This is a genomic window from Pseudogracilibacillus sp. SO30301A (assembly GCF_037072025.1).
Taxonomy (GTDB): Bacteria; Bacillota; Bacilli; order Bacillales; family Amphibacillaceae; genus Pseudogracilibacillus.
The window spans coordinates 16,704-38,760 of sequence record NZ_JAXHDD010000033.1 but is presented as its reverse complement, the minus strand read 5'-3'; the positions used below and the strand labels follow the sequence as shown (position 1 = coordinate 38,760).

Annotated in this window: 21 protein-coding genes and 1 pseudogene; 5 read left to right on the top strand and 17 right to left on the bottom strand. The window is 35.1% G+C overall.

The annotated features are described in order from the left end of the window. The 3 genes from SPD89_RS15075 to SPD89_RS15065 form a co-directional block, all read right to left on the bottom strand. Positions 1–174 carry a hypothetical protein gene (locus SPD89_RS15075; RefSeq protein WP_336262777.1) on the bottom strand — a complete coding sequence of 58 codons (174 nt, stop codon included), beginning with the start codon at positions 172–174 and terminating at the stop codon, positions 1–3. Positions 175–299: 125 nt separating this feature from the next. Beyond that, the gene (locus SPD89_RS15070) at positions 300–1,430 is read right to left on the bottom strand and encodes a tyramine oxidase subunit B (protein WP_336262776.1); all 1,131 of its coding nucleotides are present in this window, start codon (positions 1,428–1,430) and stop codon (positions 300–302) included. 48 nt (positions 1,431–1,478) lie between these two features. After that, positions 1,479–2,843, bottom strand: coding sequence for a sodium/glutamate symporter (locus SPD89_RS15065; RefSeq protein ID WP_336262775.1), 1,365 nt, complete (start codon positions 2,841–2,843; stop codon positions 1,479–1,481). Between the two features lie 210 nt (positions 2,844–3,053). Between SPD89_RS15065 and SPD89_RS15060 the strand changes: the two genes are divergently transcribed. Beyond that, positions 3,054–3,269, top strand: a complete 216-nt coding sequence (locus tag SPD89_RS15060; RefSeq protein ID WP_336262774.1) for a helix-turn-helix domain-containing protein — start codon at positions 3,054–3,056, stop codon at positions 3,267–3,269. A 275-nt stretch (positions 3,270–3,544) separates the two neighbouring features. On the opposite strand, the gene SPD89_RS15055 is transcribed toward SPD89_RS15060, so the two are convergent. Continuing rightward, positions 3,545–3,757 (bottom strand): hypothetical protein, encoded by a 213-nt coding sequence (locus SPD89_RS15055; protein ID WP_336262773.1) that lies wholly within the window; start codon positions 3,755–3,757, stop codon positions 3,545–3,547. A gap of 349 nt (positions 3,758–4,106) precedes the next feature. Between SPD89_RS15055 and SPD89_RS15050 the strand changes: the two genes are divergently transcribed. Both SPD89_RS15050 and SPD89_RS15045 read left to right on the top strand, forming a co-directional pair. After that, positions 4,107–4,409, top strand: a complete 303-nt coding sequence (locus SPD89_RS15050) for a helix-turn-helix domain-containing protein (RefSeq protein ID WP_336262772.1) — start codon at positions 4,107–4,109, stop codon at positions 4,407–4,409. Positions 4,410–4,792: 383 nt separating this feature from the next. Continuing rightward, complete coding sequence (locus SPD89_RS15045; protein ID WP_336262771.1) at positions 4,793–5,113, top strand: hypothetical protein; 321 nt, start codon at positions 4,793–4,795, stop codon at positions 5,111–5,113. A 427-nt stretch (positions 5,114–5,540) separates the two neighbouring features. On the opposite strand, the gene SPD89_RS15040 is transcribed toward SPD89_RS15045, so the two are convergent. After that, positions 5,541–6,089, bottom strand: coding sequence for a sigma-70 family RNA polymerase sigma factor (locus SPD89_RS15040; protein ID WP_336262770.1), 549 nt, complete (start codon positions 6,087–6,089; stop codon positions 5,541–5,543). Positions 6,090–6,421: 332 nt separating this feature from the next. Between SPD89_RS15040 and SPD89_RS15035 the strand changes: the two genes are divergently transcribed. Next, positions 6,422–6,688: a helix-turn-helix domain-containing protein gene (locus SPD89_RS15035; protein WP_336262769.1), complete on the top strand. Its 267-nt coding sequence runs from the start codon at positions 6,422–6,424 to the stop codon at positions 6,686–6,688. 11 nt (positions 6,689–6,699) lie between these two features. Beyond that, positions 6,700–7,212 (top strand): competence protein ComK, encoded by a 513-nt coding sequence (locus SPD89_RS15030; protein ID WP_336262768.1) that lies wholly within the window; start codon positions 6,700–6,702, stop codon positions 7,210–7,212. Positions 7,213–7,602: 390 nt separating this feature from the next. Here the strand turns inward: SPD89_RS15030 and SPD89_RS15025 are convergent, their stop codons facing one another. The 12 genes and pseudogenes from SPD89_RS15025 to SPD89_RS14970 form a co-directional block, all read right to left on the bottom strand. After that, complete coding sequence (locus tag SPD89_RS15025) at positions 7,603–8,943, bottom strand: hypothetical protein (protein ID WP_336262767.1); 1,341 nt, start codon at positions 8,941–8,943, stop codon at positions 7,603–7,605. A gap of 64 nt (positions 8,944–9,007) precedes the next feature. Beyond that, the gene (locus SPD89_RS15020) at positions 9,008–10,024 is read right to left on the bottom strand and encodes a uroporphyrinogen decarboxylase family protein (protein WP_336262766.1); all 1,017 of its coding nucleotides are present in this window, start codon (positions 10,022–10,024) and stop codon (positions 9,008–9,010) included. A 348-nt stretch (positions 10,025–10,372) separates the two neighbouring features. Next, positions 10,373–11,338 carry an ABC transporter ATP-binding protein gene (locus SPD89_RS15015; RefSeq protein WP_336262765.1) on the bottom strand — a complete coding sequence of 322 codons (966 nt, stop codon included), beginning with the start codon at positions 11,336–11,338 and terminating at the stop codon, positions 10,373–10,375. Next, positions 11,338–12,336: an ABC transporter ATP-binding protein gene (locus SPD89_RS15010; RefSeq protein WP_336262764.1), complete on the bottom strand. Its 999-nt coding sequence runs from the start codon at positions 12,334–12,336 to the stop codon at positions 11,338–11,340. Before SPD89_RS15010 ends, SPD89_RS15015 begins: the two co-directional genes overlap by 1 nt. 12 nt (positions 12,337–12,348) lie before the next feature. Continuing rightward, positions 12,349–13,266, bottom strand: coding sequence for an ABC transporter permease (locus SPD89_RS15005; protein WP_336262763.1), 918 nt, complete (start codon positions 13,264–13,266; stop codon positions 12,349–12,351). Positions 13,267–13,278: 12 nt separating this feature from the next. Continuing rightward, a complete protein-coding gene (locus SPD89_RS15000; RefSeq protein WP_336262762.1) occupies positions 13,279–14,196 on the bottom strand; it encodes an ABC transporter permease in 918 nt (305 codons plus the stop codon). Positions 14,197–14,347: 151 nt separating this feature from the next. Then, positions 14,348–14,898, bottom strand: a pseudogene (locus tag SPD89_RS14995) (IS4 family transposase); the annotation flags it as partial. Positions 14,899–15,012: 114 nt separating this feature from the next. After that, a complete protein-coding gene (locus SPD89_RS14990) occupies positions 15,013–16,578 on the bottom strand; it encodes an ABC transporter substrate-binding protein (RefSeq protein ID WP_336262761.1) in 1,566 nt (521 codons plus the stop codon). 139 nt (positions 16,579–16,717) lie between these two features. Continuing rightward, positions 16,718–17,803, bottom strand: a complete 1,086-nt coding sequence (locus tag SPD89_RS14985) for a M24 family metallopeptidase (RefSeq protein ID WP_336262760.1) — start codon at positions 17,801–17,803, stop codon at positions 16,718–16,720. A gap of 14 nt (positions 17,804–17,817) precedes the next feature. Then, entirely contained in the window at positions 17,818–18,993 is a 1,176-nt protein-coding gene (locus SPD89_RS14980; protein ID WP_336262759.1) for an amidohydrolase, read from the bottom strand. A gap of 238 nt (positions 18,994–19,231) precedes the next feature. Continuing rightward, on the bottom strand, positions 19,232–20,428 hold the full coding sequence (locus SPD89_RS14975) for a trans-sulfuration enzyme family protein (protein WP_336262758.1): 1,197 nt from the start codon (positions 20,426–20,428) through the stop codon (positions 19,232–19,234). Positions 20,429–20,451: 23 nt separating this feature from the next. Continuing rightward, positions 20,452–21,126, bottom strand: coding sequence for a GntR family transcriptional regulator (locus tag SPD89_RS14970; RefSeq protein WP_336262757.1), 675 nt, complete (start codon positions 21,124–21,126; stop codon positions 20,452–20,454). Between the last annotated feature and the right edge of the window lie 931 nt (positions 21,127–22,057).

Genomic DNA, 22,057 nt, shown 5'->3' with positions numbered 1-22,057 from the left:
TCAAAACTGCCAAACTCGGGATTTAGACATTATTAATGAAGCAAAAGCACTTAATGATAGAGCATATCCTGCTTTTCCTATCGGATAACCATCAAAGGTAGTGACAGCTGCAGGAGCATCACCCGGACTGAAATGACGTATAATATCCACTCCCTGTAAAATTTTCAGCTGCAAAAATGTACTCCTATATTCTACTTTTACAGTAGTTCGAAATACCACCCCTTCGTTTATACAAGACTCCTACTCTGCTTATATAACTAGTTTGGACTGTCCGACACCAACTTTACTGAAATTCACATTCACGCCCAATAGGGTTGATCCCATAGCTTTAACTTTTGACCAATAGAATTTTTCAAAGCATTTTTGTACACGTGATAAGCCCATGCTGTATCTTCTGTCGATAACCCACCCGTTACAAAAACAATTTTTTCTTTTTCACATTTTCTAAAATCATCTCCTCCTAGAACAATATCTCCTAAATTATGAAATACTTTATCTTTTAAATTTCCGTCATGGATCATTTTCAAAATATCGCCTGTTGGAGCCCAACTTGTAATACTTTCCATTCCATTAGGTCGTTCAAGTGCATCTCGATACCATGCTTCATGCATTTCCCAGTTATCTGCTACGATCGTATTTTCTTTATAAAAGTTTTCCGATAGTTTTGCCGTTCCCGTTAGTGTAATCAGGCATCCATCTTTTACCCACTCATCCTTAATTTCAGGTCTTTTCGCTCCAGATGTTGCAACTGATACAATATCTGCATCACGTATACAAGCTTCCATCGAATATGAAACTTCTAGCTCAGTCTTGACATCATCCTGAAGTCCGTCTATAAATGCTTGACTACGTTTAGGGTCAATATCAAATACTTTAATCGTTTCAATATTTTGTTTTGCGTATAAAACTGCTTGTACACAGGCTTTATTGATGACACCCGTTCCAACAACAGCTAAAACTTTTGCGTCTTCATGAGCTAAATATCGTGTTGCTACACCTGGAACTGCCCCTGTCCGCATTGCACTTATTAAATTTCCAGACATAAAAGCTAGTGGCTGCCCAGTATCAACATCACTTAAAGTAACAGTAAGAATGGAGCGAGGAAGTCCTTTATCCTTATTACTTATATTTGACCCATACCACTTTTCACCAACTATATTAAAATCTCCACCCAAATAAGAAATTAGTGACATAAACCTGCGATCTGGACCCGCGACCGGCATGTTTTCAAATCTCTTTTCTTCTGGGAACCACAACATAATACCGTGTTCATTTTCTTTTGGACCTCCCATTAAATAATCACCATCACCAATGATTCCGAACATTTTATCCATCGTTTCAACACAAGTATTCATTTCAAGAACACCAGATTTAATTAAATCCTCTTCAGATAAATATAAAAATTCAATTTTAGTATCTTTCGAAGTCATAAAATATCAATCCTTTTTTTTAATTTACTTAAGCATTTTTGTTCAATCCTAGCCGTTACTTGCACGTTTCCGATGAACATTTATATCTTTTATCCACCACCCCCGCATAAGGGCAAGTAAAAAGATTATTAATCCAAAACCAAGTGTAATGATGATGAATAACCAATGTTGACCACTCATTATCAGTAATGGTGAAAATGTAACGACAAGTATTTCAACAGGAGCAGTAGGTATATAAGCTAATGCATAGTCATCAAGTGTCTTACTTTTTAAGTCTGGATCAACAATTCTTAAAAGTGCTATTCCCATTGCCATTGTTCCCGTCATCCATCCCCATGAGAAAATTGATTTCTCAAACCAAAATTCTCTAAGCATCCGCGGACCCAATATTTTAAAGCAAATGTAACAATATACAATCCCAAATAAAAATAGAAATATTAACGGAGTGGCATACTTAATTACTACCGGTAATTTGATAGATGCAATTCCGAACACAACTAATAGATCAGTAGCACTTCCACTAATTCTATCTACAATTCGCTTATCAAAGTAATCAATAGATTTTGTTGCAACCAATACTTGCTGAATGAATATTGCGACAATAAACGCTACACTAAATGCTGGTAAAGTTACTTGAGGAAGTATTCTCCCACCAAAATCGCTTAAATAATATCCACCAATTGTCGCCACTAGTATGATTGCTAAATGAAATATTAATGGATCAATCGAAATTGATGAAACAGTATCGTCTCCAAAGCTTTTACGTTTATTCCGTGTAATAAGACCCGTTCTAAGCTCATTCGGCAATTGTTTATAATCACTTATAAAACTTGCTTCCCCCTTACGTGCACTCATATTTATCAAAAATATACCACCAACTATTGCTACAACAATTCCTACAGTGGCCGATGTCATAGCTAAACTTGCTGCGTCTTCCCATCCATGTCCACTAAAGGCTTCACCGATTGCTGCCGCTGTGCCATGACCTCCTACGAAACCGGCAGCTAACATTAATCCAAAACCATTATGTAATTCTGGCCATATGAATTTTAGTACAACTAAACCAAATAGTACTCCAAGACCCCATTGCACTATCATTATGAACTGAGAATAGCCCCAAAAGTAACCTACCCTATCAATGATCGTCTTCCAATTCATCTTTTTAGCAGCAATCGGTAATGATGCAAAAACTACAGCGATTAAAATACCAGGATATGTTCCAATGGCACTGGAAAATGGTATCACTCCTACACCATTAGGACCTAGAATCAATCCTAAAATTCTAGCAATTAAACTTGCAGGTAAAAACAGCATTTGAATAACTTTAACTTTAGCTCTTAGAATGCTCCCTACCAATAACAACAAAGCAACAAACCCAAGATCCGTCAATAGAGTCCAAGGCGATATGTCCATAGGTAATTACTCCCTTTCAAATATTCTTTAATTAGTTGTCTGCCATCTTTGAAACCCCTTTCATTTATCTTTAAATCACCACCCTTCGACAAAAACATTTACAACTCACTTCTTTATCCATCCTCGTTACTTTTATGCGTACCACTTATCGAAGAATTATATGCTAAATTTTTTATATAGTCAAATACTTTTTTAATAATTAGGTGAATTATGGAGAAAAAAGTCATTGTCAAAATAAAAGATTTACTAAAAAAACATAATATTTCGTTAAGAGAACTTTCGCGCTTAACGGACATTCGTCACGCAGCTTTAAGTGAACTATCAAACCAAAAAAGAGAAAATATTAATTTTGGACATATTGAAAAAATTGCAGATGCATTGCAAATTGACGATATTCGAGAAATAATTGATTTAATAGATCGATAGAATCATATTGTTTTGAATAGCCCACATCATATAGATGTGGGAGTTTTATTTGATACTAGCGATAAGATCTTTTTTTAAATCTCCAATCTGTTTAGATACACTTCATTTTACGGCAACATCCGCTTCATTTTTTAACCTCATTGTTATACTAGAATTATTCAAACCGATAAAACATTACTCTTATTTAAATAAGTTAAACAAATGAATAATACCAAAAGTGCAATAAAACAATAGCCAAATTTTTTTATCCTTTTAAATTAATCTATTTAAATTTGCTATCTCCCCTTATCGTAATTTATCTGAGCCATCTCAACTGTACCTGAAGGAATTGCTTCTAATATTGCATTATCTTCAAATAACTGACCGGAAGGATAATATACTGCATCAATCTTTCTCTCACCTTTTTCGTTTATGAAACCTACATAATCTTCTAACGCTTTAGAAATATGATGACTAACAGGTAAAGTTCCAGCTAACAGCGGATACATATTTTTGTTGATTTCCTTTTATTTTAAGTTTCATCATCCTTCTTACTTCTTGTCTCTTCGCACCTTTATTGATAAAATTAACCCTATACAAACTTTTTATCAATAATGGTTGCGGTGGAATATACACTAATATAGTTGAATTAAAATCAATCCCTTTAAAAGATGCACCTCCCTTCTTCCCTTGCCATTAAAGTAAAATTTAACTCTTATTAAACGACTAAAAAGTGAATATAATTCAACTTACTAACCACATTATATTGAATAAAATTCAACTTGTCAATACTTATTGTTTAATTAATTTCATTTTTTGACATTCTTTGAAATAATAATTGAAATGGTGGAATAAAAAATGATTAATATTGGAAAGCGAATTAAAAATTTAAGAGAAACTTCAGACATTTCTGCACGAAAATTAGCACAAATGACAAACCTAGATCCATCACAAATATCTAAAATTGAACGTGGTGGTAGTAAACCCTCACTAGATGCTCTCGAGAGAATTTGTAAAGCATTAAATATATCACTTTCTGAATTCTTTTCAGAAGTAGAAGTTGGTCTTCCACCTGAGCAACGTCGATTATTAGAATCTACAAAATCATTAACAAAAGAACAAATTGCTTTATTGACTAAGTTTTTGAAAAGTATAAACTGATGATCCCTGTCTATTATGTCTACTTAGAAAAAGAAAACCACCTAATCGAAAATATTTACTCTCGATTAGGTGGTCTCTTATAATAAGCCTAATTCGCACAAACTGATGGAATACAATGTATTAAGATCGAATGAAAAACACGGGAGACAGTCCCCAAAATTTTTCTTTCTAAATTAATAAGATACCTTTTACTAATTCATTTTTGAAACAAGACAACAAAATAATCTGCCGCTTTTACATCACTGATTATAAATAAATGTTTTGGAAATCGAGCACCCAAAAGGTGACATTATCTTCATAAAAAGGTAGAATGAAATCAAATTATTCTTAATTTTTACAATAGAATACTTTTTTAATTGTAAAATAAAAGGAGGAATGTATCAATGAAAGAAAAATCAGTTGCTTTCCCAGATGAGTTAATGGAGAATATGAAATTGGAGACCGTCATATTTTCACCAGTGTCAACTGAAATCGGAGTTGCTGCACTCTCAGAATCAAGTCAATCTATTCACATTCTCCGTCTATACAAACTAATCTTTGAGGAGTATGAAAACACCTACAAACCAGTACAGGAATTAGAAGCATTCAGTTTCCAGCATTACGACGAACTCACAGATTTTCTTGAAAAATTACCTGAAATGAGTGCGTTAGAAATGTTATTAGTATTAAATCAAGATTATACCAAGGATCAATTCATAAATTAATTTCATGAAAAACTATTAAAATCTCAATTGAAAATAATTATTAATCAAAAAATAATTCGTAGACAACCATCAAAGGGATATTCCTATAAATGCAGGATAATTAAATGTTCTATCATTGACTTCTTATAAACAAGGCTTTTTCTAGGCGCTGTTTATAAGAAGTCATTAATCTCTCCTAAATAAGTCACTAGTATCTTACATATCTCTTATATCTTTAATTTAAAAGCTTCGACAATAACTTTAAGAATATTCTCTAAAACGTCAGCGATAAACTCACTTCTCATGCCCGGTTTCCCTATTGGCTGGAATGGATTCAACTTTTATAGAGCGAGTTACCAAATACGGTGTAGAAGAGCTATCAAAGATTCCTTATGGAGAACTTTCTGTAGCTAGTCACCATTTATAACCTAACCATCATACTTTTTCATTACATCATCTCCTCCAACTTCCGTCTCAACTCCTCATCCCGCAAGTTCCTCCTCACCGCCTGTCCCCATCCTTTTACAGCATCAGCTGTCACACCTTCAAGTTCCATAATTTCTTTCACGGACAAATCAGCAATAATAAAATATTTCACCCATTTCCATTGATTTTCTGATAACCGGCTTCGAACGTTTTCCCAAAACATGTGGTCTTCCAGCACAATTCCACGTACATTCACAACTGGCATCCCTGTTCCTCGGTGTCGATTTCCGTCATCTAATCGAACTGACTCTTCATGTTTCATTTCTTCCACTAGTTCTTGTTCACGTAATTTTTTCCGGAGCAAATCTAGCAATCTATACCGAATACGATAATTTAAAAATGTCCCAATTTTCCCTTTCGTCTCATTGAATTCTTTATATGCTTTCCAGAGTGCCAGAATCCCTTCAGTATAAAAGTCTTCATACCATTCACCCGTAATTCCTAATCGATGGATCTGATAATGAATTCTTCGTTCATTCGCTTTAAAGAACACATCAAATTCTTTATTCATTCACGTTCCCCCTAGATTTGTATTACCGCTCGAGCAAGTAACACTATCATAGGAAGATTCCAGATAAATTTCACAAACACTAACTATGCATAATTAGTTCTATAATCAACCTTATATGAGATAATATAGTATTAAAGGCATGTTTTTTATAGCTAAATAGTCATTTCACCCGACTAAAAGGAGGTTAGGGCATATTTGATTTAACTATCACTAAAACAATAAATAACGATTCTTATCCAAGGAAATGTCATAAAATATTCATAAATTTAGCTATGCATGCCTTGGAACCAGACTATATACCTATATCATAATGATAGAAAAGGAGAATTTTAATGAGTGAAAAAGAATATTTGGATCTAAACTACTTTTTTGGAAAACTAACGAGAGAGCACCGACGCATACATAAAAATTATTCATTAGAGAAATTAGGTCAAGAGATCAAAGTCGATCCGAACCATTTAAGTCGCATTGAACGGGGGAAGCATCTTCCGGGTATAATAACATTTTTAAAAATAGCTCATGAACTAGAAATTCATCAAAATGATTTCCTCCCGCAAGCAATCGAAATCATAAACAGGTACGAAAAAAATATAATGTAAAGGAGATAAAAATGAAGCAAATAAAATCAGATTATATCATTAATGAAAACTCGCTGGCATTATTGCCAGCGAGGCAAATTGAATTTGAATCAATTGTGATCGAGACTGATCAAATTATAAAAGTACGTAAAACTCAACTTGAACTCATCGATGAAACCTGCCATATAGAATGTTGCACTTACGAAGGCAGGCGCAATGCAGTCATCCATCATACAAACTTCAAAAGAAAAGTCCCTATCCCAATCAACATCCAGAAAGGAATCTATTTCTTTCCAACCCATTCACCTTCAGACATCAACAATAAATGGATTTCCTACCAACACATATACAAAATTAAAGAAAGCTCTTGCCCTTCAAAATCGAATATCATATTCAATAATGGCCTTAAGCTTTCTGTAAAAGTTCCATATGAAGTTTTAGATAGACAAATGCAACGGACTTTTGAATGTATGTACAGGATAAAGAGAGTAAGGAATGATAAACCGAATCCTCAAATTAAGGTTTTTTCACATCCATTTAATTGAATTTATAGTATAACAGTTCGTACCAAGATGGATACGAACTGTTTTAGAATTACCTTTTACTGTTTTCTCTCTTAGCACTTTCTCCCAATGTTAAATATCTTAGTTGTTCAATCCAGAAAGTTTTTATATTCTTTTCGTTTAAATAAATTGTATACTACACCAAGTACAATCTGAATGATTAGAGCTATTCTTGATTCAATCCCTAAGAATGTGGGAGAACCGGGAATGAAGGCATCTCTTTTTCAAACGACATCATCCTCTCTCTTTTCTCAAAAATATACATATAATAACCTGTAAGCATTGCCTTAATTATAATTTTTAAATGCTTTTAAAATTCTTTATTTAAACTATCTTGGTCATAATTAGAGTGACTGTCTAATCCCACCATGGTTAAATCAACAAATGCACAATATAAATTACAATGGTATGAACAAATATTAACAAGGTAGTAAAAAGTAAATTCATCTTAAATATGAGTTTAAATATATTAATCTGCAACAAATTCGACACAATCACATTACCGGGAGCAATTGGTGACACAGTGCTACCGATTGCCCATGCACTTAATAACATCATTGCAAAGGTAATAGGATGTATTCCTAACAAATCAGGGGATACGCTCGCCAATATGGAACTCACAATCACGATTTGGTGAATCCCAAAAATGGATAAGAAAGATACAATAAGGATTGTAAAAAATGTTAATAAAACAAAGGATTGATTGCCAATCATGCTCCAAAGCGCATTAACGTAACCCGAAATCGGTGAGGCAGCCAATGTTACACCAAAAAAACCCGCTGTCAGAAATAATGCAATTTCATTTGACTGCTTCCTGACTACCCCATTTGTAAACTTATTAACCTCCTGAACAAAACCTTTTGTTTTCTTCAAATAAATTGCCCAAATTAGCGAAAACACTATTGCTAAAATGATGATCAACACACTGACATTTACCTTGATATAGGGTTCCAGTACAAAAATAACACCAATTAATAAAAGTAAAGCTAACAATAATTCTATTAAACTTTTACTTCCCTTTTTCTCTTTCACTTTCATACCATTAAGTTGTATGTTACGTTTTTCTTTAACAGAAAAAAGTATTACAGCTGTAGCGAATTGAAATATACTTAACAGTAAACCAAATGGGATGAAGACATACATTGGAATTTTTAAGTAATAAACAACTAAAAATACAGATGCAAAATAAGGGGCCCACGTATTAATGGATGTAAATGCCCGCGTATAAAGTCTGCCGAGAAAGTTACTGGACAGATTCATATTTTTAACCATCGAATGAATAATATGTAATGAACCAAGGTTGGTGATTGGCGCCAATACATAAAAAAAGCTATAAATAAGCATGTATAAAACTTCCACTCTATTTTTAAACTGTGCCAAAAATGCGGCGATCGATTCATTATATTTACCTAAATGGATCGGCACAGATAAAATCGGAACAACGATGATTAAACATACAAGTGGCAAGTTTTTTGTTACACTCTCAATGACTAATTGGGTTGACGGTTCCACGGTAAATAAAATGATTCCCCCAATTACAAGCATGATAAAACTGAATAGCTTTGGCAGCTTTTTACTATAGGCAACGGTAAACCCAATAATGATGATTGTTAAAATAGCATTTATATAATCCAAAAATTGTATATCACATATCTGCCTTACTAAATATGACAACACAAAAACAAAGATGAACCAATTGCCCCACTTCTCCATAAATATCCTCCTACATATGCACAGAAAGCTTCGTAATGTGCATTACGAAGCTTTGGGGTAATGTTTATGCTTCCACTTGTGGTACCCTAAATCCTTCCAATTTATTAACTATACTCTTCGTTAAAGCAAAGCGTTCATTTGTTGCTGTGAGCGGCATGACACAACCTGGTCCTAAAATAAGTTTACTAAGATCACCAACCTGTGTAACAGCATCTTCCAAACGAGACTGAAGCGTGTGCTCATTTACATTTTCCAAATCATAATTTTCTTCAATACCGCCGATTAATATTTTATCGGTTAGTTTTCGTGCATCTTTTAATGTTACATTGGCTATGCGATCATGCCAGTTCAATGCCTGTACTGGATAGGCTTCCAACTTTTCAATCATTGGTTCTTTTCCATGAATATGAACAATATTGAACCAGGTATTCCCAGTTAACTCCTGTAAAACAATTTCATCATATCTTTTCCCAAAAACATCATATTGTTCAGATGTTAAGCGATCGAAAGTTGCCAACTGGGAGGCAAAAAAGATGCCATCGATCCCTTTTTCACTCAGTTTTCTTAAAAATAATATGGTTGTCTCTGTAATCGTCTTCAAGCCTTTACGCAATAAATCTGGTTCTTCATTTATATGCCGGAGCAATGTCTCTTCTCCGCACAGTTTAATCGCAGTCGTTAATGGACTAAAGATTGTTGAAAGAACAGGCACATTTCCTTTAAACCTTTCAAGAACTCCTTCTGTAATCAATACTTCACGCAATAAAGCTCCTGTATTTGGCTTATTTACTTCTAAGCGCTTCCAATCCTCCGCCTCCTTAATGACAAATTCAGTGACTTGCCCAACTTCAGTTTCTCTTGATGGCCACTTAATAATATTGCCCCAATCTTCTGTGGAATATAATCCATTATGACTTAATTTTACAAAGTCAGATTGAAATTGCAGCTGGAAATCTATCGTTGTTTTGATCATTTTATCCACTTTTCTGTCGACTAAGGGAAAGTGCTTCCAAAATGACACCCCCGGTCGATCTACTTCTTTTCCTTCAATCATATTTTGTATTCTCTCAATTGCTTTCATATTTTAATACCCTCCATTATTTTTACTTTTTTATATTAATTCCGCATTGGGAATTTCACATAAAAATTATGACCTTCATCACACGGACACACTCTTTCCGTCTTACAATAACAACCGCAAACTTCTACTAAATATATGTGTAATTGTATACAATTAAATTGCCAGCAAACCCGAATAATCAACACGTATGAGTATTCGACATGATTTAGCTGGTATTAACTTCCACAAAATTAGTGGTTATCCGTTTGAATTAACCTAACAAATTATATAAAAATCAATTAAAGCTGTGGTAAATAGATGTTTATAATGATCCTATCCATTTCCTTTTTTAATGTACAAACCAAAAGCCTATTCATACAGATGACACGAAACAGTATGCCCATTTGGATTTTCTGTAGGTACAGGATTAACATTTTTACATATATCCATGGCAAATGGACATCTTGGATGAAACGCACATCCACTTGGTGGATTAACAGCATTAGGGACATCACCGGTTAAAATAATCCTCTCTTTAACCTCTTCTGGATGATCAATAGGTACCGACGACATTAGTGCTTTCGTATAAGGATGCAAAGGATTGTTATATAACTCTTCTGTATTAGAAATTTCAACGATTTTCCCAAGATACATTACGGCAACGCGATCTGAAATATGACGAACAACCCCAAGGTCATGAGAAATAAATATATAAGTGAGCCCTAATTCTTCTTGTAATTTTAGCAATAAATTAATTACTTGTGATTGAATTGATACATCTAAAGCGGATACAGGCTCATCGGCAATAATTAATTCTGGATTTAATATTGCGGCTTTGGCAATTCCAATTCTTTGCCTTTGACCACCAGAAAATTCGTGAGGATAACGATCAAGATGATATTGTGATAAACCAACAATTTCTAAAATTTTAATTACCTTGTTTAGACGTTCCTCCGCTGAATAATAGTTATGAACACGCAAAGGCTCCATTAAAATTTGACGCACTGTCTTCTTGGGATTTAGTGAAGCAAATGGATCCTGAAAAATCATTTGCATTTTTTTCCGAAATTTTCTCATTTTTCTATATGACAATTCCACAATATTTTGACCCTCAAAAATAATTTCCCCGTCTGTTGCCTCATTAAGTCGTAGAATGGTTCTTCCAGTGGAGGATTTTCCACAACCACTTTCACCAACTAAACTGAATGTCTCTCCTTTTATAACCTTAAAGTCGATACCGTCAACAGCCTTTACGTATTTTTTTTCTTTTAACCAACCCTGATCTATACTATAATGCTGTTTTAAGCCTTTCACTTCTAGCAAAACTTCAGACATTAGAATATCTCCTTTCCCTCATTCTCATGAAGCCAGCATCTAGATACTTGCTTTTCCAATTGATAAAGAGGCGGTTTTTCAGAAAAACATTTTTCCATAGCAAAAGGGCATCTAGGTGCAAATGTGCATCCAATTGGCATCTCATCTGGTCTGGGCACACTTCCAGGAATCGATTCTAATTTCTGCTTTCTTCCACTTTGACTCATACCTGGACGGGACTTTAAAAGTCCTTTTGTGTAAGGGTGTTTTGGAAGATTGAAAATTGTTTTTACATCCGCTTTTTCCACAATTTTACCTGCATACATGATGATTACTTCATCACACATTTCTGCGACAACGCCTAAATCATGGGTTATTAAAACTACAGACATATTAGTTCTATCTTTAATTTCTTTAATAAGTTCCAAAATTTGCGCTTGGATAGTAACGTCAAGCGCCGTTGTTGGTTCATCGGCTATTAGGAGTTTTGGATTACAAAGCATAGCCAGACTGATCATAACCCTTTGTCTCATCCCACCAGATAGCTGGTGCGGATATTGCGAATAAACTCCCTCTGGTCTCGGTATACCAACTAATGTTAATATTTCAATGATTCTTTTTTTCTTTTCTAATTTATTCATTTTTGTATGTTGTTTAAGAGGTTCACTTAACTGTTGACCAATTGTAAAGACCGGATTTAAAGAAGTCATAGGTTCCTGAAAAATCATTGATATTTCATTACCCCTTATACCCCTGAGTTCCCGATCACTAATATTAGTTAAATCTACCCCATTAAAATTAATTCCACCATCTTCTATTTTTGCTAAATGTTTTGGTAGCAATCCCATAATTGAAAGTGATGTTACACTTTTCCCACACCCAGATTCGCCGACCAATCCAACTGTTTTACCCTTTTTGACCTCAAAATCGACACCGTCTACTGCTTTAATTGTTCCACGACTTGTATGAAAATAAGTTTTTAGATTATTTACCTTTAATACAACATCCCCATTAGGCATTATAAAAACCCCCTACTTTTTGTATTCAGGATCAAGTACATCCCTTAACCAGTCACCTACTAGGTTTATTCCCAAGGTTGTTAATAAGATTGCAATACCGGGGAAAGTTATTAACCACCAGGAACTGAAAATAAAATCTCTTCCCTCACTTAGCATATTCCCCCATGCAGGAGTTGGTGGCTGAATTCCAAAGCCCAAGAAACTTACTCCAGCTTCTGCAATAATATAATTAGCTGTTTGAAGTGAAGCCAAAACAATAATAGGGGTAAAAAGGTTAGGTAAAATATGTTTTACAATTATCTCCCATCGGGGAACGCCCGTAGCAATACTAGCAATAATAAATTCCTTTTCCCTTAGAGCTAGTACCTCGCTTCTTACTATTCTTGCAAAAGCTACCCATCCAGCGATAATTAAGGCAAAAATAATATTTTTCAACCCTGCACCAAGTACGGTACTAATGACAAGTACCATTAATATAAATGGAAAACTTAATGTTACATCAACAATTCTCATTATGACGGCATCTATCCATCCTCGAAAATACCCTGAAATAATACCAATAACGGTTCCAATTATACCAGCACCTATAACTGTAACCCCACCGATTATCAATGATACCCTCGTTCCCACAATTATCCTAGATAGAATATCCCGACCTAATTGATCTGTCCCCAAAATATGCCCCTCCGAAAGTGGTGGTAAAAGTTTAAGACCAAGATCCATAGCCATGGGATCGTAAGGGGCAATCATTTTACCAAAAATACCGACAAGAATGACAATTACTAGAATGATAGCCCCTGTAAAACCACTAGGGTGATGAATAAGTTCCTTTAGATAATAATTAAATTTTGATTTTTTACTTCCTTTTATTTGTGATGTTTGTACTACTGTAACCTGTTGTGTTTGTACATCTTCAAGTTTTTTGGCCAATTAAATCACTCCTTACTTTAACCGAACCTGTGGATTTACAAGACCATATAGTATATCCGCAAAAAAGTTTATAACTGAAACACTTAATGCTATGAAAAAGACACCCGCTATAACAACCGGGAAATCTCGCCCCATCATTGCATTTAAAAGTAATTGACCCAACCCAGGCCAAGAAAATACAAACTCAATAATAACCGCTCCACCCAATAGAACACCTAAATCCAAGGCAGCTATTGTTATAAGAGGAATCAATGTATTTTTCAATGCATATTTATATAGAATTGAATACATCGGTGCACCAGTAGATTTAACAGTGCGAATATAATCCTTACGTAATACATCCAACATTGTCGATCTGGTAAATCTTGCAAATCGCGCAGCACTATGAGCCGCAAGTGTGACTGCAGGTAAAATTAAATGGAGTACAGATCCCCCACCACCTGAAGGGAATAATTTAATAGTTACAGAAAACAATAGAATCAGCAAAAGTCCTAACCAAAATCCTGGAATTGCCTGCCCCACTATAGTAAAACCTGTTCCTATTCTGTCGAAAATCGTATTTTGTTTATAAGCAGAAATCACTCCTATAGGTATAGCAACCATTATAGCAATAAATAATGCACCAAATGCTAGTTGAAATGTGGCCGGTAGTTTAGCAAGAACCATGGATAATGCATCTTGTCGATACATAATAGACTCCCCAAAATCACCTGTTACCACATCCTTTAAAAAGTTTCCAAACTGCATATACATTGGACGATCAAATCCCATCTGCTTGCGAAACTCTTCAACCATTTCATCTGTGGCATCATCCGGCATATATAAATACGTGGGATCACCAGTTAAGCGTATAATAAAAAACACCAAAACCACCGTAATAAAAAGAACAATCAATGTCTGTACACCACGTTTTAATATATATCCTAGCATAAGATCCTCCTTTTCCATGAGACAAACATTAGTAGGTTATTAATTTGGCTCAATAAAATATTATTTTTAATCACTAGCGTTTTTATAAATTTTGTTGGAATGTTTAGTAAACTGACTTCTATCAGTTTTACTAAAAAACTAGAACCCTAGCAACATGCTGTTTAAACCATTTGAAAATTAACTCTATTTCCCAACGTACAAGGTATATATCACTAATTTCATCAGGTTGTAAATCGAAAAGGTTATTAATCAATCGAAGAACGTTTCCTTTTGTATCCTCCACCTCGAGAAGACGGAAGTCATTTTCCGTACGATATTGGACTGTATCGATGAAAACCATTTTGCCAGATAGAATGGTAGAATTTTCAGAAATCGAAAAGGATTCTACTTCACGAATGACGGCGTTTTTCTTCATTCTTGAAATGAAAAAGTTATCGTCATCTGTCATTCGATCAAACCTTTCGTAGTCAACACATCCACGGCCAAACACATACATGGCGTCCTTATCATCTACAAGTACTTCTAGTAGATTTCTGTCATGTTCTATGACATTTGTTATCACTGCTTTTTCTGGATATACAGTTTCTTTATCCATAAACACAAGTCGTAAATGTAGCTTAACACCCGCTTTTGTTTACGGAACTTCGTCCATTTATGATTCGTCAAACTTAATGACAGTGTGCTAGAATCAATGATTTTTAATATTATCTCAAAATTAAAAGCTACTATAAAAATGGTTTATTAATTTTTGTATAGCAGCCTTTGTCTTCAAATAAATATAATACTTCATTTTTTAAATTAATTTCTATTTAGAATTTAATTTAACCATTTTACATCCGTTAAAATATATCGCTGATCCACACGTGGATGGAATTCCAAGTTTTTATCAATCGCATAGATATCCCCTTGTTGCCATAATGGAATCATTACCGCCTCTTCAACGACCCACTCTTGTAATACATCAAATTCCTTTTGTGCTTCTTCCGGATCCATAATAGTTCCGGAATGTAAAATTTTGTCTTGTATCTCCTGTGGCGCCGTATGAATTAAAAAGGTCCCGCCTGGTACAAATAGATTATCAAGTGTTCCGAATGCATCGAACTGTGTTCCCATACTACTTACAAAGATATCTTCTATTTCACCTTCTGCAATTTTACTTACATGTGTAGAATAATCATTTACTTGGACACTTATGTCAAAACCTGCTTCATTCATTTGTGTTGATATCGCTTGTGCTACTTGTGCATCCATAGGATATCGACCATTTGTTGTTTCAAGCGTCATTTTTAATTCTCCTGGTTCATATCCAGCTTCCTTTAATAGTTCCATTGCCTTTTCAGGATTGTATTCATATTCTTTTGTTTCTGAATAACCCTCACTAATTTCCGAAATTGGTCCTGTCATTTTAGTACCATGACCATTAAGTATGTTCTCTAATAAACTGTCTTGATCAATTGCATAGTTAGCAGCTTGACGAACCCTTTTATCTAGAAATGGACTACCTTCCTTATCGTTCAATCCTAGATAAATTATACGTGCTGAACTGATTGATTCAATATCCCCACGGTCACTTTCCAAGATTTTATCAACTGAGTCAACTGGAAGATTATTAAGCAAATCAATTTCACCAGCTAAAAAAGCTGTCAATCTTGAACTGAATTCCGGTATCACCCGGAAATTTACAGTTTGAATATCAAGATCCCCACCCCAGTAATCTTCAAATGCTTCCATTTTAAAACTTTGATCCCTAACCATTTCAACAAACTTATATGGACCGGTACCAATTGGATCTTCAGCTGCTTTATCCCCAACTTCTTCCATATGTTTAGGTTCCATGATCAACATGTTATCAGCTAATTTAATAGGCAATGTAGGCATTGGTTCACTAGTAATTATTTCAAAATTCAATTCATCAATAATGTTAATTTTTTCAATAGGTGCAAAGTGACCTCTGTATCCAGATTTATTTTTTTCATCCATAATATAGTCAATAGAATATTCGACAGCTTCAGGTGTTAATATCTCGCCATTATGAAATTTTACACCTTCACGTAATTTAAATTTCCAAGTTAAATCATCAACATTCTCCCATTCCGTTACCAAAAGTGGAGTCAATGTACCGTCTGGATCCCTACCAATCAATGGTTCAAAAATACTTTTTAAGTGCAAGTCTTTAACAAAGTTTGGATCTGTGTTTGGAATAAGTGTTGTTGGACTTCCCTCAATTCCAATATTCAAATCTGTACGAAGTTCATCACTGCTATTTTCATTGTTTTTTGGCTCATCACTTGTATTGTTTCCATCCGTATTTGCAGTGCCCTCGGTACAAGCAGATAGGATTAGAACTACGGCTAGTATAATCATAAGGTAAATCTTCTTCATTAATTTTCCTCCTTGTAATAGTTCATAATTGTTTATAGTTACTTCTAATATAAAATATTTGACCGGCACCACTATATTTCACTACTAAATAGGTATATAATCTACCATGATCACCTCCTTAAACTTTAGAGTTTATAATTTATAAAATTGTTAACTCTTTCGGAAAATGGGTCAAAATTTCAAAACCGTCTTTAGTAACTGCAACATCATCTTCAATTCGTACTCCTCCAACATCAGGTACATAGATGCCGGGTTCTACAGTAAATACCATTCCGGCCTGTATGAAATCTTGATTTAAACCGTGAATGGAAGGATATTCGTGGTTATTCATCCCCATACCATGTCCCAAGCGATGAGTAAAATATTTTCCAAACCCTTTTTCAATAATAATGTTACGAGCGATCGTGTCTAATTCTCCAAAAGATATACCTGGTTTAATTGCTTCTATTGCAGCATGATTCGCTTCCAGGACAGTATTGTATATGCGTTTTTTCTCCGCATTAATTTCTCCAACCGCAAATGTTCTTGTGATATCCGATACATATCCATCCTTCTGAACTCCACCGTCAATTAAGAGAAGATCCCCTTCTTCTATAATTCGATCTCCAGTACGACCATGAGGCAGAGCCGACTTTTCACCGGACACGACCATTAATCCGCCACCATCAGCCCCTAACCTAATTCGTTGAAATTGAATTTCAGCGGCTATTTCATACTCGCTAATCCCTTGTTTTACTATTTTCAAGCCCTCATACAGTGCTTCATCTGAGATGCGAATGGCTTCTTTTATTTTTACAATTTCATCCTGGGATTTTATTACGTTCATTTTCTGAATCTCTTCATCTACATTAATATAAGATTCGGCCATAATAACACTATCAATTTCTTCAAATCTTGCTAACGTTAAATGCTCTTTCTGCACCCCACATTTTCCGATTCTTTGGGTAGTCAATTCTTTTAATATTTTCAAAGGGTTGTCGCCATCCCTATGCGTGAGTATATTCTGGACGTTTGATTTAAGGGTCGCTTTTTCCAAATCTAATTCAGGAACAATTAATACAGGTTCTTCGCCTAACACTAAGTATAAACCGAAAAAACGTTCATGAGGATTCGTATTAAATCCAGTAAAATAATAAACACTTCTTGGCAATGTAATAAAAACTGCATCCAAACATTCTTTTTCCATATACTTATGAAACTTTTTCAATCTTGATGGATCAACCATTCTGATACATCTCCTTACTTCATCATTAATCTCATGACAGCGTTTACAAGAATGTTAACTCCCAGGGGAAGCACATTTTCATTGATTGTAAACTTCGGGTGATGGTGTGGATAATTTTTTGTTGCATTTTTCTCGCCTGCTCCTAGATAAAAAAAACATCCAGGCGCCTTTTGTAAATAAGCGGAAAAATCCTCGCCACCCATCCCTCTACGAATTTCACCTAAGGCATCAACTCCATACAAGTCAATTACTGTATCCTTAACAACCTGTGCTAACTCTTCATCATTGATAACAGGACGGTACCCATTTTTAAATTCAAATTCATAGGAAGCGCCATGTGCTTCTGTTATTCCCTTGATAATTCTTTCCATCTGGGCTGGTATATCCTTCCTTAGATTCGGATCAAAACTTCTAACCGTTCCACTCAATTCAACAAACCCTGGAGTGACATTAAGCGCTGTTCCCCCATGTATTTGTGTAACTGATAGGACAACATCATCGATTGGGTCTATATTTCTTGATACAATCTGCTGAAGGTTGGTCACCACCTGAGCAGCGATAATTACACTATCTATATTTTGATGTGGTTTTGCTGCATGTCCACCACTTCCTATAATTTTAATTGAAAAAGTATCTGGGGAAGACAAGACAGGACCCGCAAGCACACCTACCTTACCTATTTCCATAGTTGAGCGCACATGTGCACAAATAATTTGGTCAACATTTTCCATAACGCCAGCATCTACCATCTGTTGGGCGCCACCAGGCGGAAGTTCCTCAGCATGCTGAAATATAAATCGAACTTCCCCTTTTATCTGTTCCTTTAAACCAACAAGTATTTCTGCGACACCGAGTAACATTGCGGTATGGGCATCATGTCCACACGCATGCATAACACCATGTTTTTTGGACTTAAACAACAGATCATTATCTTCTGTAATTGGTAGCGCATCCATATCAGCACGAATGGCTATTACTTTACCCGGTTCATTACCTATTAGTCTAGCCATTACACTAGTTTTAGTTGGACGGAATATTTCCAATTCTCTATGCTTTTTTAATTGGGAATAAATAAATTCCGATGTCTCCACTTCCTCAAATGATAATTCAGGATATTCATGTAGATGTCTTCTCCAATATAGTAACTTCTCTTTTATTATGGCTACCTCATTGCCAATCTCGTTTTGCATTCATGACACCTTCTTTTTTCAAATCTACGACTTTATAGTAATTTATATATAGGGTTCTTATCCATTATCAAAACGGATAAAGTTTTTTGTCAATGGGCGTTTACATTTGTAATTTGCATATCATTTATTTTGTATCATTTTTTCAATATAGAATGAGACACTTTAATAAATTTGGTGGTATAAAATGGTGGTGTAATAGCTAACTAAATAACCACCATTTTCATTAAAAGCATTTTAATCACATTTGTACTTTTTCCCCCACATTTGATAATGCCTGATCTAAATCATTGATAATATCCTGAACATCCTCTAAACCTGCCGAAAGTCTGATTAATCCAGTCGAAATACCAAACTTATGCAACTCTTCTTCAGGTATGGATGCATGTGTCATCGATGCTGGATGTTGCACAAGTGTTTCTGGGTCACCCAGACTAAACGAAATCATCGCAATATCTAATGAACTGATGAATTTTTTTCCTGCCTCTACACCCCCTTTAATTTCAAAGGATACAATCCCACCCATGTCATCCATTTGCCTAACTGCCAAATCATGCTGTGGATGTGAAGCTAATCCAGGGTAATTAACCTTTTCCACAACAGGATGTTTTTCAAGAAACTCAGCTATTTTTAAAGCATTCCGGCAATGCTGTTTAACACGGATCCCTAGTGTTTTGATTCCTCTTAGAATCAGGAATGCATCCCAAGCACTGATGTGTTGCCCTAGGTCACCCATCACATTTTTTCGCATGTTGGCGATGACATCTTCGTTTGCACAAACAATCCCCGCAACGACATCCCCATGACCGTTTAAATATTTTGTTGCACTATGTACCACTACATCAGCTCCAAGTTCCAAAGGTCTTTGCAAATAGGGTGTCATAAAAGTATTGTCAACAATCAAAGGAATATTGTGTGATTTTGCCACCTTTGCAACCGCTTCAATATCAATTAAAGTCAAACTTGGATTGGAAGGGCTTTCAATATAGACTGCACGTGTATTTGGCTGAATTGCTTTTTCAACCTCGCTCGCATCGGTGCAATCGACATAATCATATTCAATTCCATATCTTGGTGCTATTGTAGAAAGAAATTTATGTGTACCACCATATACATCTTTTGTTACGACAACATGGTCGCCTTGGCTAAGAAAGTTCATCAGGCCAATACTGATTGCTGCCATCCCACTGCTAACTGCTAGTGCATCTTCAGAACCTTCTAAAGATGCAACCTTCAATTCCAGTTTTCTGGATGTTGGATTTCCATACCTGCCATAATACACCCCTTCTGCTTCTCCATTTACAACCGCAACAGCATCTTCTGCGGTGTCAAACGAATATGCGACAGCAGGGACAATCGGTTGAGATACTGCCCCTGTCTGTGCATCTGGTTCCTGTTCATTATGAATTGCTTGCGTGTTAAAATTCCATTTTGTCATGTTCCAGTCCTCCAATACAGATTTTAAAACTGTTTTTTAAATGCTTTAATAGCATGAATTGCAGCTTCCAAACTATTTTGAATATGTTCTTGCATCACAGCTTTGGCACCTTGGCTATCCTTTTGGGCAATACGATCGAGTATGATCTCATGTTCTTCGCCTGATTCTTTATTGCGATCGACATTTTGCACTGGAACCAATCTTCTATAGCGATGAATTTGATCATTTAACTGGGTTAAAATGTGACTAACTGTGCGATTTCCGCTAAGATCATAAAGATAATTGTGAAACTGTGCCCCGTAATACAGGATATCCTCGATTCTTCCATCTCCATATGTTTTTTTAATCATATAAACAATGTTGGATAAATTATGAATATCATCCTCTGTAGCATTATCTGTCGCCTGTTCAACGGCAATTTCCTCTAGCTTCATTCTTACCGTGAAGATTTCTTCTACTTCCTGAATAGAAATAGATGGGACTTTTAACCTTCCATTGGATTTTCGTTCTACCAAGTTCTCAAACTCCAATTGTTGAAGGGCTCCTCTTAGGGGTGTCCTGCTAATTCCAAGTTGAGATGATAATTCCTCCTCAACGATAGATTGGGATGGTGCCAATTCTCCTTCCAAAATCTTCTGTTTTATTTCAAAGTAAGCGTAGTCTTTTGCTGATAGCCTTGTTGTACCTGGATAATTCATTTTCTTTCACTCCTAGTTAGGTGCGCAAAAATAATTGTATACAATTATACTAGTATATAGTTTTAAGTTTGTCAATAGTATTTTAATTTAAGATTCCTTTTTCCTCAGTGTAAAGCTGTAAAAATTCCATCTAAAATTTTAGATCGACAAATGCAACGGACATTTGAATGTATGTATAGGATAAAGAGAGTAAGGAACGATAAACCGAGCCCTCAAATTAAGGTTTTTTCACATCCATTTTAATTGAGTTTACGGTAATTTAAACGTATATTAGTCGCCTTGAGCAATTAATATTAACCATTATAAAAAGTAATTGCTACGCATATTTGAGTGTTTGTTTTGCATGTAAATACTTTTCATGATAGATGGTGGCGGTGTGCTTTTTGCCGTCATGAGAGTTTCTTATGGAAACCGAAATTTACAGGAAGGAAGATTGAAGAATTGTAAATTAAAAGGACTAGCTTTACACGTTGTCACATACTAATAGAGCTAGTCCCATTAAATCCACATTAAATTTTAGTCTTAAAGCTTTATCGTAGCGGGGTCTGAACCAAATTTCTCACATAGAGCAACTTTCCAATATTAACAAAAGTCTATTTAGATATGTTCTGTTCCGTTAACAGTCCTTCTCCTCTTAAACTATAATTTCTTTCTATCTTACTGACAAGGATAATCACTAGAAAATACGGGTATCCTTTCGGGCGCGTTTAAACGTACTAAGTGGTAAACCGGATTTACTGCAAACAACTGTTGCGGCTGCAGAAAATGTCTTAATCCACATTTAAAAGTATTATCGGTAAACACATTCGGAAAAGCAGAATAACGTCGGGCTATCTTGCAACCAATCCCACGTACCCTACCTTAGTAAAGGAGAGAATCATAATGATTTTGGAAGATAAACGCACTTTTAGCCAGTGAGCAGTAAGAAAGG